Genomic DNA, 16,303 nt, shown 5'->3' on the forward strand with positions numbered 1-16,303 from the left:
TGAGATGGTGTTTTGATGTTGCTCAGCCTTGAATCTATTGCGTTTTTTACTAATTGGTCATTTTTCCTATAAAGTATATCTCCATAAGGAAAAACGACTTTATATAGTGAAAAATATGGTAAAAATATAATAATATTGAAAAATATTAGTCAGATTTACTTTTCGTGTTTTGCTAGATTTCAAGTGTGAAATAAATAGTTGAAAACAAGGAATTTGATATGACCGCAAACCAAAGCCTGCAACTGCGCAGCACGATCCAGTCGGCCTATCTTGGCGACGAAACAGATGTCGTTCAACGTTTGATCAAGGAACTGGCATTGGATGAACAGACGCGTGCACGTATTTGTGGCGAGGCGGTCAAAATTGTGGAAACTCTGCGTACAAGCGCAACGCCGGGCATGATGGAAGTCTTTCTGGCAGAATATGGTTTGACCACACAAGAAGGCGTTGCCTTGATGTGTATGGCCGAGGCACTGTTGCGTGTGCCTGATGACATCACCATTGATGCGCTTATTCAGGATAAAATCGCTCCGGCGGATTGGAGCAGTCACTTGGGCCATTCCAGTTCGCCATTGGTCAATAGTTCCACTTGGGCCTTGTTGCTAACCGGGAAGATTATTCAGGATCAAGAATCTGATAAATGGGATGTGACAGGTACCATTCGCGGCCTGATTAAACGTGCAGGCGAACCTGTTATCCGCAAAGCCGTTGCGCAATCTATGAAAATCTTGGGTCACCAATTCGTTTTGGGCCGCAACATTGATGATGCGATGGAACGGGCCGAGGGGATGGAAAAGAAAGGTTACACCTATTCTTATGACATGTTGGGTGAAGCGGCGCGCACTGCAGAAGATGCCAAACGTTATTTCATGGCTTATTCCAAGGCGATTTCAAATATATCGGACAAATGCAACGCTGATGATATCCGCGATAATCCGGGAATTTCAGTAAAGCTGTCGGCCCTACATCCGCGTTATGAATTTGCAAAACATGACCGGGTGATGAACGAACTGGTCCCGCGCCTGTCCAGTCTGGTTCATCAGGCGAAAAACGCGAACATGGGCTTTAATATTGATGCGGAAGAAGCCGATCGTCTGGATATTTCCCTTGATGTCATTGAAGCCGTCTTGTCCAACCCGGATTTAAAAGGTTGGGATGGTTTTGGTGTGGTCGTGCAGGCCTATGGGCCGCGTGCCGGATATGCGATTGACTGGCTTTACGACCTTGCCAGCCGACTGGATCGTAAAATTATGGTTCGTTTGGTGAAAGGAGCCTATTGGGATGCGGAAGTCAAGCTGTCTCAGGTCAATGGTCTGGATGCTTATCCCGTCTTTACCCGTAAATCGTCCACCGATATCAGTTACATGGCGAATGCCAAAAAACTGTTGGGGATGACAGACCGGATTTATCCGCAATTTGCCACGCATAACGCCCATAGTGTCGCAACTATTCTCGAACTGGCAGGCAGTGAAGATAATTATGAATTCCAACGCTTGCACGGAATGGGCGAAGCCCTGCACCGTGTGGTTAAGGAAGCGCATAAGGGGCGTTGCCGTATCTATGCGCCGGTCGGTATTCATGAAGATTTGCTTGCTTATTTGGTGCGTCGCCTTTTGGAAAATGGGGCAAATAGTTCGTTTGTTAATCAGGTGTTGGATGAAAATGTTCCAGCGGGCGAAGTTGTAAAAGATCCGGTGGCGTATGTTCTGGCGCAAGATACAATTCCAAATCCGAAAATTCCGAACCCGCTGAAAATTTATGCGGAAGATCGTACCAATTCCAAAGGGATCAATATTGCAAACCCGCCTGTTTTGGCAGGATTGGAAGAAAAACGCGGCATTTATCGCACGACCAAATGGCAAGCTGGCCCGATTGTCGGCGGTGTTATGCTGGAAGGAACGAAAATTCCGGTCTTTAACCCATCCAACCGCGAAGATATGGTTGGTGAAGTGATTGAAGCAAGTGCCGAACAGGTTGAAACCGCCATTGCAAAGGCACAAGAAGCCCAAGTTGCATGGGCACAGACACCTGCGAAAGATCGTGCTGCCTGCTTGAACCGGATTGCCGATTTATACGAAGACAATATCGCAGAACTGATGGCGATGGTATCACGCGAAGCCGGTAAGTCCATTCTGGACGGGATTGCGGAAATTCGTGAAGCCGTTGATTTCTGCCGTTTCTACGCCTTGCGTGCGATTGAGCTGGGTGAAAATCCGGATTTAACAGCCCGTGGCCTTTTCACCTGTATTTCGCCGTGGAACTTCCCGCTGGCGATTTTTACAGGTCAAATTGTGGCCGCCTTGGCAACCGGTAATGCGGTTCTGGCAAAACCGGCCGAGCAAACACCGCTGGTGGCGAGCAAGGCCGTTGAATTGATGCATAAAGCAGGCATCCCGGGTGATGTACTGGCTTTGTTACCGGGGCAAGGTCACAGTGTCGGGGCAAAACTGACATCGGATAGCCGTATCAGCGGGGTCTGTTTTACAGGGTCCACGCAAACGGCCCAATTGATCCATAAGGCAATGGCGCAAAATATGGATCCGCAAGCCCCGTTAATCGCTGAAACAGGCGGTATGAACGCGATGATCGTCGATTCAACCGCACTGCCTGAACAAGCTATTCGTGATATTCTGGCCTCTTCCTTCCAAAGTGCGGGGCAGCGGTGTTCCGCCCTTCGCATGCTATATGTGCAAGAAGATGTAGCAGATAAAGTCATTCATATGTTGAAAGGCGCAATGGATGAACTGGAAATCAATGATCCATGGTCCATACAGACCGATGTCGGCCCGGTGATTGATGAAGAAGCCCGCAAAACCATCGAAGACCACTGTCAGAAGATGGAAGGCGAAGGCCGCTTGATTAAGAAACTGGATATTACCGCCGTGAAAGATAAGGGCACATATGTTGCCCCGGCGGTCTATCGCGTGAACGGTATCGAAGATCTGGAACAGGAAATCTTTGGCCCAATTCTGCATGTGGCAACCTTTAAGGCAGCAGATTTGTTGAAAGTGGTCGATAATGTGAATGCCATGAAATATGGCCTGACCTTTGGTATTCACACCCGTGTAAACCGCCGTGTTCAAAAAGTTTGTGAACGTGCGCGCGTTGGTAACTTGTATGTGAACCGCAACCAGATCGGTGCGGTCGTTGGGGTGCAGCCTTTTGGTGGTGAAGGGTTGTCTGGCACCGGACCAAAAGCTGGTGGTCCACTTTACCTGCGTCGTTTTGTTGCTTCTCAAGCCCCTGCCAATAATGACTCGGTTATATTGGCTGAGGGTACAAAGGAAACGGCTAATGTGGCTGCGATTAATGCGGTCTTGCCGGAATTGGCGGATAAGCAAGTTGTCTGGGATAGCCGTGATGACCGATTGGCTCAACTGAGCAAGTTGGTAGATACGGATGGGAATATCCTGTGTGAAGTCGCCAAACAGGTACGCAAAAATCTGATCGGTTATCATTTCGATACAGAAGAACTGATGGGCCCGACCGGAGAAAGCAACAAGCTGGCCAATCATGGTCGTGGTGTCATGATTTGTTGTGGTCAGGATGCAGCTTATTATGCGCTGATGGCGCTGGCTTGTGGCAATACGGTCTTGTTGGTGGATGCGCCAACCGATCAGGCGGATGCATTGGTAAAAGCCTTTGGCGATACTGTCAAAACCATCAACGGTTCCATAAATGGGCTTGATTTATCGCAGCTTGGTTGGTTTGCCGGGATTGCCTTTAACAGTTCTGAATATGACGTGCGTGTTATTCGCAAACAATTGGCGGCGCGTGAGGGCGCGATCTTATCCGTCTTATGTGACAAGCAGGATTGGGCCTGTTTTGTGACCGAACGCACCTTGTGTGTGGATACGACTGCATCCGGTGGGAACGCGGCCTTGCTGGCTTCTGCATAAGTTTTAATTTTCTCCCCGACTGTATGCCCTGTTCGCCGGTTGGTGAACAGGGCATTTTTTTGTTCAGCTGGCGAGTGTTTGTTCCAACAAATCGGCAAGTTCTTCTAGGCTTTGCGCATTGTCATCAATCACCATTTCATCGCAGAAACGATCGGCCAATAAGTCATTCAGCAGGTAATCGGCCAATTTTTCAATGGTGGGATAGAGAAAGACCAATGTGGCGGGCAAGGTGCAGTCGTATGTTTTTTGTAATCGATTGCGAAATTCAACCGATAACATGGAATCCATGCCTAAATCGGTAAAACCTTGTTGAAGAGACGGCCATTTGGATTTTGCCAATCCCAAGATCGTCCCGACTTGTTTCGTCAGTTGATCTTGTAAGACGGTTTGTCGGTTGTCGGTTGTTGCTTCCATCAAGGTTTTCAGCAAGGAAGATTGTGTTTTATCCTCGTGGCCCTCTGTTGCGGATTTGATCGGAAGGACATGTTCATAAAGCAGGGCCGTGCGAGGCGGAATTTTACCCGCCCAGCGTGCCCAATCTATATCAGCCAGTGTGATTTCACAGATATCTTTATCCAGCAAAGTACCCATGGCATTCAGGGCCGCAGTGGGATCAATGGGGGAAATACCTGTTTGTTTAAGCTGATCTTCCACAGCTTCATTTTGTGCAAGATAGCCGACATCGGCAATAGCCCCCCAGTTGATGCACAAGCTGTTTAGCCCCAGATCATGACGTTTATGCGATAATCGGCGCAAATAATTGTTGCCTGCCACATAGTTGGCTTGACCGGGATTACCGATCACGGCGGAGATGGACGAAAACAGGACAAACAGGTCAAGGTCGATATCTTGCGTACAATCGTGCAGATTTTTTGCCCCAATCGCCTTTGTCTGGAAGACTTTTTCAAAATCAACAGGTGTCAGTTGATTAAGATATCCATCGGCATAGATATTGGCGGCATGGATGATACCTGCTAAGGGAATGTCGGTCCCTTTCTTATAAGGTGTGATGATATCGCGCAAAGCCGTTAAATCGGTAACATCACAGGCTTTAATCTCGGCTGTTATGCCTTGATTGCGCAAAGTTTCAATATCTGTTTTGGAGGTATCCGGGATTGTTTGACTACGTCCCAGCAAGATCAAATGCCCGGCCCCGTTTGCGGCCATCCATTTGGCGACACTCAAACCAAAACCGCGCACGCCACCGGTGATTAAATAGGCAGCGTCTTTTTTGAAACGCGTCAATTTAATATCGGATTGTGTTGTAAAATGAGATGGATTTACAGGGATATAGGTTAAAGACCGTTCCCTTATTTTATCGAAGTAAGTGGACGGCATGCACATTAAATCAATAAAGCGGCCTGAAGGTCTTACGAGATTGATTTGACGTTGGTAATCATTTGCGGGCGTTGTGTAAATCATCAAATCTACGCCGTTTCCGCCTGTGATCTCCATAATGCGGTATTCAAGGTTGGTGTCTGCTGCTGGCAAGATAAGATCAGCTTGTTCAACAACCATTGTGCCATAGGCAATGACGATCACCTGTGCACCGGATTTCTGAAGCTGCTGACATAACCGGGGGGTGAGGGCGTTTTGATCATGCAAAATCACCCAATCGCCTTTTTGAAGTGGGGGAACCTGTTTCAGGATATGTTGGACAGCCTTGTCGACTTCGATGTCATTTTTGACCGTCTGATGCTGTTTCTCCTGCAAGTTTCTTGGGTCAAGACGATGGAGCCTTTTGGCGAAAATAGCTTTGTTGGTGAGGGCAATTTCGGGGCCGAAGGTGTCTTTTTTCAAAACATCCAGTAACGTTGGAATATCATTTTGATCCTGAAGATCAATTTGCAGGCAGGTTATGTTTGGATACTCATTGGTGATCACACGCCCCATTCCCCATATTCCGGCACTGCTTAGATCACCTTGGCGATACCCTTGGGTGACAAGGCAAATATGCTGAGGGATTTTTTGCTGGCTGCCCAGTGTTTGCAGGATACGGAGCAATTCAAGCTCCTCTTTATCTTTGCCACAGAAAATCACCCCCCATTTCTCAGACGTAAAGTCTGGTAGATGATCACCATCAAGTAAAAGGGCGTGCGCGCCTTTTTCAACTAAACCGGCTTGAATAGTGTGTGCAAAATCGTGTGTACCGCAGATTAACCAATTTTGCGTTTGCAGGTGATTTGGTAGGTTGGCTGGGAGAGACATTTCTTCCCATTTGAAATTGTAAAAATCATGTTCAAAATGCTGTAAAGGGTCTTCTTTAAAGGCGCTCAAGGCCTGACAAGTGAAACCGGATAGATGAGCGAGGATAAGGCCCTGTTCATCGCATAAGGTGATATTGCCTTTAACAAAGCGGTTATCAAACAGAACCAGTTCCGTGCAAGCAAACAGACGATGGGGTATTTTACCCGTTAAGATCAAGTGATCGAGATGAACGGGTAAATAAAGACCATCCAGCCCGTTTTCATCCAATAAGGACAGAAACGTTTGAAAAGCTCCGTCAAGAAGGCTGGGATGCAAGTGATAATCTGCATTGTCCAATCCATCGGGGAGGACCATTTCGGCCAAGGCGCGGGAGGGGCTGAGGTATAGCTTTTCAATAGCCTGAAAAGCCGGGCCGTAAGTTAATCCCCGGTGTTGGAAGGATTGATAAAGATCGTCGCGCCCGATTATCTTTGTGGTTTGTGCACGCCAGTCTTGTAAGTCGATGGGTGCAATGTCCGGGCAGAAGGCGTCTTTGGACACATACCCATTCGCATGGTTCTGCCATTGCCCTGCGATTTGGGAGTGAATATTGAATTGACCTGTTTTTGGGGTGTAGCTGAATTGTATAGGTGTTGCTTCATCCTTGTTTAGGTATAAGGCTTTCTTAAACGACACATCATCGATCTGGACCGGAAAATCTGTTGTAGGGGACGCTGCCAATGCCATTTCAAGATAGACGGCACCGGGGTAGACGATATCTGTGCCCACCTTGTGATCTTGTAAATAAGTATGGGTTTTCAAATCGATATCCATATCCCATAGGGGGGATGCACTGGGCAGGCGACTGCCCAGCAGGGGATGGACAGTTTGGGCATTGAAATGTTTGGTGCGCATCCCGCCTTTGCGGTAATTTTCAGACTGTTCACTTTCCAACCAATAGCGTTCACTTTGCCAAGGGTAAAGGGGCAGATCAAACGAACGGGGTTTATTGGGATAAAGCGTGTGCCAATCCTTGAATATGCCTCGTTCGTACAGACGTGCCAGAACGTTCATCACGCTTTCGACCTCGTCTTGTTTGCGTCGCAGGCAACTGACGACAAAACAATCAGGCAGGGTTTCACTGATAGATGTCGCCAAAACCGGGTGTGGGGCAAGTTCCACAAATGCATTGCATCCAAAATCATTTAAGGACTGAATGGCATCGGCAAACAAGACGGGTTTGCGAATGTTGTCAAACCAGTACTCTGCGTTGATGGTACGTCCATCCCTTAAGGTTCCGCTGACGGTGGAAAAAAGCGGCGTATGCGTGACTTGTGGGGTAAGGGACTGCAAAGCACTGACAAGTTCGTCTTTTAACGGGTCCATTTTGGGACTGTGATAGGGAACCTTGCCATTGATCATTTTGCAAAAAATATTGTTGTTCTTTAACTCGCTTACGATGTCGTTCAAGGCAATCTCACCGCCTGCCAAGGCTGTTGCAAAGGGGCTGTTCACGGCCCCAAGCGAGACTTCACTTTCCCGCCCTTTCAGGTAAAACGCGGTGTCTTCCTGTGATAATGCGGTGGCAAGAATGCGCCCCTGTCCTTCGGTTTGATGTTGCAGGCGGCTGCGGTGGTAAATCACAAGGCAGGCATCTTCAAGGCTGAGGGCACCGCTGACATGGGCGGCGGCAACTTCACCTGCGCTGTGTCCGACAATGGCATCGGGGGTAACGCCTTTGGATTTCAACAGCTCTGCCAAGGCGACTTGCAAGGCAAAAATACCGGGCTGGGCAATCTGGGTTTCTTCAATCCGGCTGTTGTCTTCGGCTCGGTTCAGTTCTTCCCATAGGGACCAGTCGGCATGATGGGATAAAAGCTGATCAATCTCTTTAATCTTATGGGCAAAGAGCGGTTCTTCTTCCATAAGTTGACGTCCCATTGCCCACCATTGCGGTCCCATACCGGAAAAGACGAAAGCGATTTTTCCGGTATTTGTTGCAACGGATGTCGGTTCCCCATCTTGTTCCAGATATAAATCCAGTTTTTCCTTCAAATCAAAGCGGTCTTTGGCGACAAAGCCTGCACGGAAATCATGGTGTTGACGCAGCCGGGCCAAGTTGGTTGCGATGTCACAAAGACCAACGTCTTTTTGATCCAGATAATCCATCAGGGAACGAACGGTTGCTTTCAATGCCTGATCATTTCGGGCGGACAAGGCGATAAGGTGCGCAGGGTGCGTGCTGTTTTCTGTCGTGTGGGGTTGTGTCTGGTAATGATCGGCACCTTCCAGGGCGACATGCACATTTGTACCGCCAAAACCAAAGGAATTTACCCCGATGTAACGGGGGTGCTTATCTTGTTTAAACGGGGTGTTTTCTGTGACGACGCGCAGGTTCCAATCCTCAAACGGGATATTTTTGTTTGGGGTGTTGAAATGAATGTTGGGCGGGATTTTTTCAAAATGCAGGCTGAGGGCGGCTTTTATCAATCCCGCCATGCCTGAGGCAGCCTCTAGATGACCGATGTTAGATTTGACAGATCCGATTTTACAAGGGGCATTTTTTTGGCGATCTTTAGCAAAAACATCACTGATTGCACCTGTTTCGATGGGGTCACCCGTTGGGGTACCCGTGCCGTGGGCTTCGACATACCCCACCTGTTTGGGATCAATTTGGGCCTGTTGATAGACAGCGCGCATTAACTCGGACTGAGATTGACGGCTGGGCACGGTGACGCTTTTTGTATGTCCATCCTGATTGGACCCGGTGGCATGAATAACGGCGTAGATACGGTTATTGTCTGCCAAGGCTTGGGACAATGGTTTTAATAAGACGGCCCCAATGCCTTCACTGCGGACATATCCGTTTGCGCTGTCATCAAAAACCTTGCACCGACCATCGGGGGATAAAAATCCGCCTTTTGAAGTCGAAATTGTCCATTCCGGTTTGAAAATCATATTCACCCCGCCGACAACAGCGCGTGTAATCTCGCCGTTTTTAAGGGCTGTGCAGGCAAGATGCAGGGCAACCATGGATGATGAACAGGCGGTATCGACGCTTAAACTTGGCCCCTTGAAATCGTAATAGTGTGAAATACGATTGGATAGTAACGTTGCGCTGGACCCGATGGAAGTATGTGCCCCCAATAAGTCGCGTTGCATGGTGTCGTGGGATAACAGATTGTAATCCACGGCAAAACATCCGACATAAACCCCGGTTGAGCTGCCTTTTAAATGCGTGGGGATTTCACCGGCATCTTCAAACATTTCCCATGTAACTTGCAAAAGCTGACGTTGTTGGGGGTCCATTGCGTTGGCTTCGCGCGGGGAAATACCGAAAAAGGCAGCATCGAATTTATCGAAATCGTCTATGAAACCGGCACAACGTGTACGAATGGTGCCGGGCTCGCTCATATCGTCGTTATAAAAATGATCAAGGTTCCAGCGATCTTTGGGAACTTCGGTGATGGCATCGTATTTGTTGCAGATCAGCTCCCAAAACTGACGCGGGCTGTTGGCGCCGTGGGGGAAACGGCAACCAAGGCCGATGATGGCAATCGGATCGTTCTTCATAGGTTTATTCTCTCTCATTCTTATCCGTTTATTGGGCAACCATGCGGTATTGATCGGGGATGTAACCATTGTTCAGCGCATATTGGATCAGGCGTTTACCGGGATAGATCACATCAATGGGGGATCGGGCGAGGTCGCAATCCTCAAAATGTGTGCAGCCAAGAACGAAAGCTTCGGCCTTTAGATGCGCGCTGGTTTCAATCAATTGATGCAGGATATCTTCGACAAAGGGTTCATTGTTTTCGACTGCTTCGACCAGCGAAACCATTGCATAGGACAAGGTTGTGGTCGTGCGGTTGTTTTGGTCGCAAAAGAGTCGAATATTGTTGATGGTATCTTCAAAACAGGCCACCACACCGACGGAAGAATATTGGGCTAGAAAATCGTTGTACACGAGGCTCAGACTTAAAATAGGGGTGCGGATTTTGTTGGCGAGACGATCCCAATCCACTGAAAAGGAAAGGGTATTGCAAAAGACGAGAAAGACATCAGCCTGTATGGGACGCAGCTTTTCCAGAATATAATCATCGATTAAGGGAACGCGTGCGAGAATATCACGATAATCACTGGGGGATTTGGAAATGGGTACCCCTTGGGCCGCAATACCCATGCGTGCCAGCAGATCCACGCCAATTTGTGCGTCACATCCATCACCACCGATAACGTAAATCATATGGTTTCCTCCTTCTGGAAAAGGCCAAGTTCTTTTAATTTGTGAAAGACCAATTTGCTTTTGTCGCCCAAGGTGCCGTTTTGAACGGCAAGGCGGTTTTCGTTCTGGGCATCGTGCCAGCTGATTAAGGGGCTGATGGCTTGATTAATCTCGTGCGCGCGTTCAACAAGATGGACAAAAATCTGATAGATTTTGCGTAGTTCCGTCATGTTCTGTGGCGTGCCGATATGTCGAAGTTCCACATATAATTTGTCTGAATTTTCAATCGCACGGGTGATTGTGCCAACGTCGCCATCGATGGTCCCCGCCCCGGTATCAAAGACCAGACGGCAATGCCAGAACGGCAGGGACAGGTTATAAAAATTGGCAAGATTGCCGTTTACATAGGTTTTTTCATACCGGATTTTATCCGTGCGCATCTGCGGTGTGGTTGGAACATGATTGACCTGAAATGCCGTTGCGCCGTCTAAGATCACATCCGATACGCGGGGACGCCCGTTTTGTGTATCAAAAAAAGCAAGTTCACCATTTTGGGCTGGGTTGGACACGATAAAAGCGGGCAGGTCCAACAGGTTTGCGACATAATCGTCAAGGCTATTGATCTCGCGTGTCGGCAGGCCCGTGCGCTGTTCACTATAAGGGATCGCGTGTAACCAGTTTTGCAGACGTGGCGTGTTTTTTATATCGTGTCCACCGTAAAGATGCACAAACAGGGGCGCACTTAGATAAAGGGTGCGCAACACGGCCGTAATTTCGGGTGTGGAAATATCAATGGCCGGCTGAAAGGCCAGCGAATTCATCAAATGCCAATGGCCCCAATTTTGATGACGTACGATGCTGTAAAGACCGGTGGAAACGGTGCGGTCCCAATATTCGTCCTCGTTGGGCGGGGCATATTGGGATACCCAATGCAGGTGATATTCCGGCGTTATGGATTTAAAAAATGCCAGTAGTTTTTCCAGATTACCAATTGTGGCATCCAGATCATGAAAAGGTAGGCTGACCAGTTCGACAATGGCGCAATTGTTATCCAGTATAAACCAACCGTTTTTGCCAGAAGCCCCAAGGGCCAGCCCGTTGTAGGGTTCTGTAATGGCGCTATATCCGGCACAAACGGCCCGATCAACGATGATGGCCCAGTCTTTTGGGGTGGCAGGTGTGTTGTCTTTGGTCAGGAACAATTCCAGTTCCGCCCCTAACTTTCGCGATTTCATGCGGGATGTCCTTCTTTTTGAACAGTATGGGGCACAGCAGGCAGATTAAGCCCGTCGATAAAGCGGTCCAGTTCATCTTGATTGAAATCGCAATAATCAATATCAGACGGGGTTAGTTCCCGTTCGGGCTTCCTGTCAATTTCAGTGATCATATGTTGAAGCTCATCTTTGAAACGATGCAGGAAATCCACAATGGTTTGGGAATGATAATGACGGGTGCTGAACCCGATTTTGATGTTCAGTTTGCCCTTGGTGATCAGGGCGATGACTTCAATAAGAAAGGGTTGTGGGGCATTTGGGGAAATGTTGGGGGCAACGTCGCGTTCTGACAGGCTGAAAAAACCGCCTTCTTCAAATTCATCAAATTGACCGAGATAGTTAAAACTGATTTCTGGAGCCGCCATTAAGGGCTGGTTGGCGAGGTAGCGCAGCAGCCCGTACCCCATCCCTTTTTGTGGAATGTTGCGCAAAACTTCTTTGACATGTTTTAAATTTATGCATCTGTCTGGGGTGATTGTGGGCAGCAATACAGGATACATACTGGTCAGCCAACCGACATTTGCGCCAATATTCAGGCCGTTGTCTAATGCTTCGCGACCATGACTTTCCAGCATAAGGGCCGGTGGGGCCGTATCGGCAAGCGGGCCAAAGGCACGCGACAGCGCACAAAGCAAGAAATCATCTATTCGGCTGTTAAAAGTTTCATGAATATCACCCAGCAGGCGGGCCGTATCTTTTTCAGGCAATGTTGTTTCAACGACTTCGCAATCGGCGTGTGTGCAGCCGTTCTGTTCAAAATCATGAATTAAGGGTCGGTTTTGGGCCTGTTGATCAATCTCCTGCCAATAGGTCAATTGGTTTGTTGCTGTCTTGGTGGCATAGGTGTTGATGGTTTTCGCCCAATGAGAAAAAGCAACAGGAGGCGGAGAGAGAGAAGCTGTGGGCGTGTTATAGATTGTTTCCAGTTCTTCAAACAAGGTCCGCCAGGATACGGCATCAATAATCAAGTGATGAGCGGTGATAAACAGGTAATCTTTTGTGTCTGTACGAAACAAGCCGACCTGAATGGTTTGTCCTGTTAGATCTACTTTTTCCTGCAAGGCTTGCGTGTTGGGCAGGTCGGGTGCAAAATTGAACGATGTAAAACCGAAGTTGACAGTCCCGATATATTGAATGAATTGGTCCCCGTCGCGGCGAAATTTCAGCCGGAAGGCATCATGATTTGCCAAGACGGTTTGTAAGGATTGCTTGAGGCGGTTTTCATCCAAGCGGGATTTTGAAGTTAATAAAACCGATTGGTTAAAATGGTGTCGGGGGTCTGTGTAATTTTCAAAAAACCAATGTTGAATAGCGGTCAGGGGAACGGCATCACCTGTTTTAAATGCAGGTAAGACCTGTTTTTCTTCTTCAATTTTGCACAGTTTTAAGGCGAGATCGGCAATGATGGGATGATTAAATAGGTCGCGAACATCCAGTTTATATTGTTTTTGATGTAATCGTGCGACAATTTGTAAGGCTTTGATGGAATCACCACCAAGATAAAAGAAATTATCGGTGATGGAAATCTGATCACGCCCCAGAATATCGCTTAACATATCACAAAGAAGGCGTTGTTCTTCTGTTTGCGGGGCAGTAAATGCAGTTTTCGCCTCAATTGTCTCCGCATTCATATGTGCCAAGGTTTTACGATCAATCTTGCCACTTTTATTGACGGGTAATTCTTTCAAATGAAAGAAATGCGCAGGGATCATATAATCGGCAATGCGTGTTTTTAAGTGACGATGAAGTTCTGCAATATCGGGCTTGCGGTCCATTTCAACAAAGGCATGAAGTTCCTGCCCCTTTGCACCCCTGTCTTTGGCAATGACGCAGGCTTTTTTCACACCGTCACAAGTCATTAAATTCGCTTCGATGTCGCCCAGTTCAATCCGATAGCCGCGAATTTTGACCTGATCGTCATTGCGCCGAACAAAAACAATATTGCCGTCTTTTAATTGGTGGCAGATATCGCCGGTTCGATACATGAACTGATGGGCGGTATCGTCGGGGTGTGCAAACGGGTTGGGGATACGTACTGCGCGTGTGCGTGTATCGAGATTGACATAACCACGAAACAATGCAGGCCCACTGATATAAAGTTCCCCATCGATCCCGCACGGAACCGGGTTGCCCGCAGGGTCAAGGATATAGGCACGACAATCACCAAGTGGGGTACCAATGGGGACAAATGCCGTGCGGTTTTTGCTGATATAATCTTGGGATTGCGTAAAGGCCAGAACATCGACACAACATTCTGTGGGACCATAAATATTGGTGATGTCGATGGATGTCCCTTTTAAACGTTGGGCTTGATATTGGGGCAAAGCCTCCCCGCCGATCAACAGGTGGCGCAGGGGTAAATTATCAATCTCGCCAAGGCCTGCATCCAGCATAATATGGAGCAAGGTTGGCGTGCCGTCACTTAACTGGATTTGGTGATCTTTCAAGAATGTCAGAAGATGATGACCGTCCTGTTTGGTTTCTGTATCGCACAGATGCAGGCTATGGCCTTGTAGTAAGGCACCAAAAACCTGCTGAACGGAGGCATCAAAGACCAAAGCCGCCATCAAGGCGATATTCATATGGTCGGGCAAGTCGTGATAAACCCGGTCCTGTAATCCATCCACAAGGTCGATCACGCTGTGATGTTCAATCATCACACCCTTTGGTGTTCCGGTGGAACCGGATGTATAGATAATATAGGCCAGTTGATCGGGGTTAAGGGCGCGTTTGGGGTTGCTTTCTGTTTGTTGATCAATTTGGGATCGCGCATCTGTTAAGGAAATGCAGTGTAGGGTGTCACCTAAATTGCTTTCGCTGTTTGTACTTAAAACAAAACGGGCGTTAGCATCGGTGAGGATATAGTGCAACCGCTCAACAGGTAGGTTGGTATCAAGCGCCACATAACACCCCCCCGCCTTTAAAATAGCGAGGATGGAGACAATCGCCTCGATGCTGTTGTCCATATAAAGGGCGACGACCTCTTCATTTTGCAAGCCGTGGGCAAGCAGGAAATGAGCCAGCTTGTTGGCCCTGATATTTAACTCGCGATAACTCAACGCCTTGTCGTTATGAATAAGGGCGCTATGGATGGGGGAGGCCTCAACCTGTTGTTCAAAGGCATCAACAATTGTTATCTTTATGAGCGGTGTCTTACTCGGCGGTGTGATGTTTTGATCCAATAAGCCGATTTCTGTTATGGCTTTATCCGGCGTTGCCAGCATCTTTTCTAACAAAACAAAGAAATGATCGGCCATGTCCTGAATGGTTTTTTCATCAAACAGGTCAGCGTTATATTCAAATTCGCAATGAAGGGTACCATCAATTTGTTCTTCCGCCAGAAGACTGAGATCAAATTTGGCCGTATCGCGCGCAAGGGGTACACCTTCGATCTCAACACCTTGGAAACTGTCATTGGAAATAGGCATGTTTTGCAACACGCACATCACTTGCACAAGGGGGGCGTAGCTCATATCGCGTTCGGGTTGAACCAGATCGACCAGTTTTTCAAACGGGACATCTTGATGGCTGAAAACTCCGCGTGCGCTTTGGGCAGTGCGTTTTAAGATTTCACGAAAACCCGGATTACCCGACAGGTCGGTGCGTAACGGTAATGTATTGATGAAAAAACCGATCAAGGCTTCTTGTTCGCGTCGGGTACGCCCGGCGGTATGGGTGCCGATGACAAGATCGTCATGGCCCATATACTTATGGATTAAGCTGTTCATAGTTGCGCATAATCCCATGTAAAAACTGGCGTTTTCCTGTTTGCAGAAAGTCTCCAACCGGTTTTTTAAATTGGCCTTCATGTATGCATTGACCAATCCACCGTGATAGCTTTGTTGTTTAGGGCGTGCCCGGTCATAGGGCAGTTCCAACAATGGCGGTATGTTGGCGAGAGCCTTTTTCCAATAATCTAGTTGACGGTCCAACCCTCCTTCGTTTGTCCATTGGCGTTGCCATAGAGCAAAGTCGGCGTATTGGATATCCAGTACGGGTAAATCGGGGTCTTGATCGTTTAGGTAAGCATCATAAAGCTGGCTCAGTTCACGAATAAGGATTTCCAGTGACCAGCCATCCCCGATGATATGATGTAAGACAAGGCAAAGCAGATAGGCATTGTCGTCTGTTTGAACGAGGCTGAGACGCAGCAGTGGATCCCTTTCTAAATCGAAAGCATATCCGGTTTCTGTCTGGATATGTTGATCAAGGACGCTTTGTTGTGCATTTTCGTCCAGATCCCGTATGTCATGTGTAGCTATAGTGAAAACACGGTTCGGGGCGATGATCTGTTCGCCGTGTTCTTTGATGGTGGTGAAATTGGTACGCAAAATTTCATGGCGCATGGCCAAGCTATTCAGGGCACGTTCCAGACAGTTTATATTGAGATATCCAGTTAATCGACGGCAGGCCGGTATGTTGTAGGCTGCACTTTTGCCTTCCAGATTATACAGAAACCATAACCGTTGCTGGGCAAAAGACAGCGGCACGCCTTGGGTGCGGTCCATCGGGGAAAGTGCAAGGTCGGTTTTGTTTTTGGCTTGTTGATTTTTCTTTAAGAATGCAATGAGTTCGGCTTTGTTCGCTTTGATCTCGTCACGCAACGCAGGTGTGACAGCGCCTTTTGGGGCTTCGAATTTTAATTGGTCATCTGGTCCATCGACCCGCAGGCGAATGGCGGATTTTTTAAGTGTAAGGAGCAGGGATTCCATTGACAT

The 16,303-nt window shown here is 47.9% G+C and carries 5 protein-coding genes; 1 reads left to right on the top strand and 4 read right to left on the bottom strand.

Features of this window, described 5'->3' with window-relative positions; all coding sequences use genetic code 11:
* The first annotated feature begins 218 nt into the window (after window positions 1-218).
* Window positions 219-3,899, top strand: a complete 3,681-nt coding sequence (gene putA / locus ACI0FF_RS06315) for a bifunctional proline dehydrogenase/L-glutamate gamma-semialdehyde dehydrogenase PutA (RefSeq protein ID WP_419799274.1) — start codon at window positions 219-221, stop codon at window positions 3,897-3,899.
* Window positions 3,900-3,962: 63 nt separating this feature from the next.
* Here the strand turns inward: putA and ACI0FF_RS06320 are convergent, their stop codons facing one another.
* The 4 genes from ACI0FF_RS06320 to ACI0FF_RS06335 are packed head-to-tail and all read right to left on the bottom strand — an operon-like array spanning window position 3,963 to window position 16,303.
* Complete coding sequence (locus ACI0FF_RS06320; protein WP_419799275.1) at window positions 3,963-9,659, bottom strand: SDR family NAD(P)-dependent oxidoreductase; 5,697 nt, start codon at window positions 9,657-9,659, stop codon at window positions 3,963-3,965.
* A gap of 28 nt (window positions 9,660-9,687) precedes the next feature.
* Window positions 9,688-10,332, bottom strand: coding sequence for a hypothetical protein (locus tag ACI0FF_RS06325; protein WP_419799276.1), 645 nt, complete (start codon window positions 10,330-10,332; stop codon window positions 9,688-9,690).
* On the bottom strand, window positions 10,329-11,546 hold the full coding sequence (locus ACI0FF_RS06330) for a hypothetical protein (protein WP_419799277.1): 1,218 nt from the start codon (window positions 11,544-11,546) through the stop codon (window positions 10,329-10,331). The genes ACI0FF_RS06325 and ACI0FF_RS06330 overlap by 4 nt, the downstream gene beginning before the upstream one ends.
* Window positions 11,543-16,303, bottom strand: coding sequence for an amino acid adenylation domain-containing protein (locus ACI0FF_RS06335; protein WP_419799278.1), 4,761 nt, complete (start codon window positions 16,301-16,303; stop codon window positions 11,543-11,545). Before ACI0FF_RS06335 ends, ACI0FF_RS06330 begins: the two co-directional genes overlap by 4 nt.

This window comes from Terasakiella sp. 4MB5A, from assembly GCF_050058155.1.
Lineage (GTDB): Bacteria > Pseudomonadota > Alphaproteobacteria > Rhodospirillales > Terasakiellaceae > Terasakiella > Terasakiella halodenitrificans.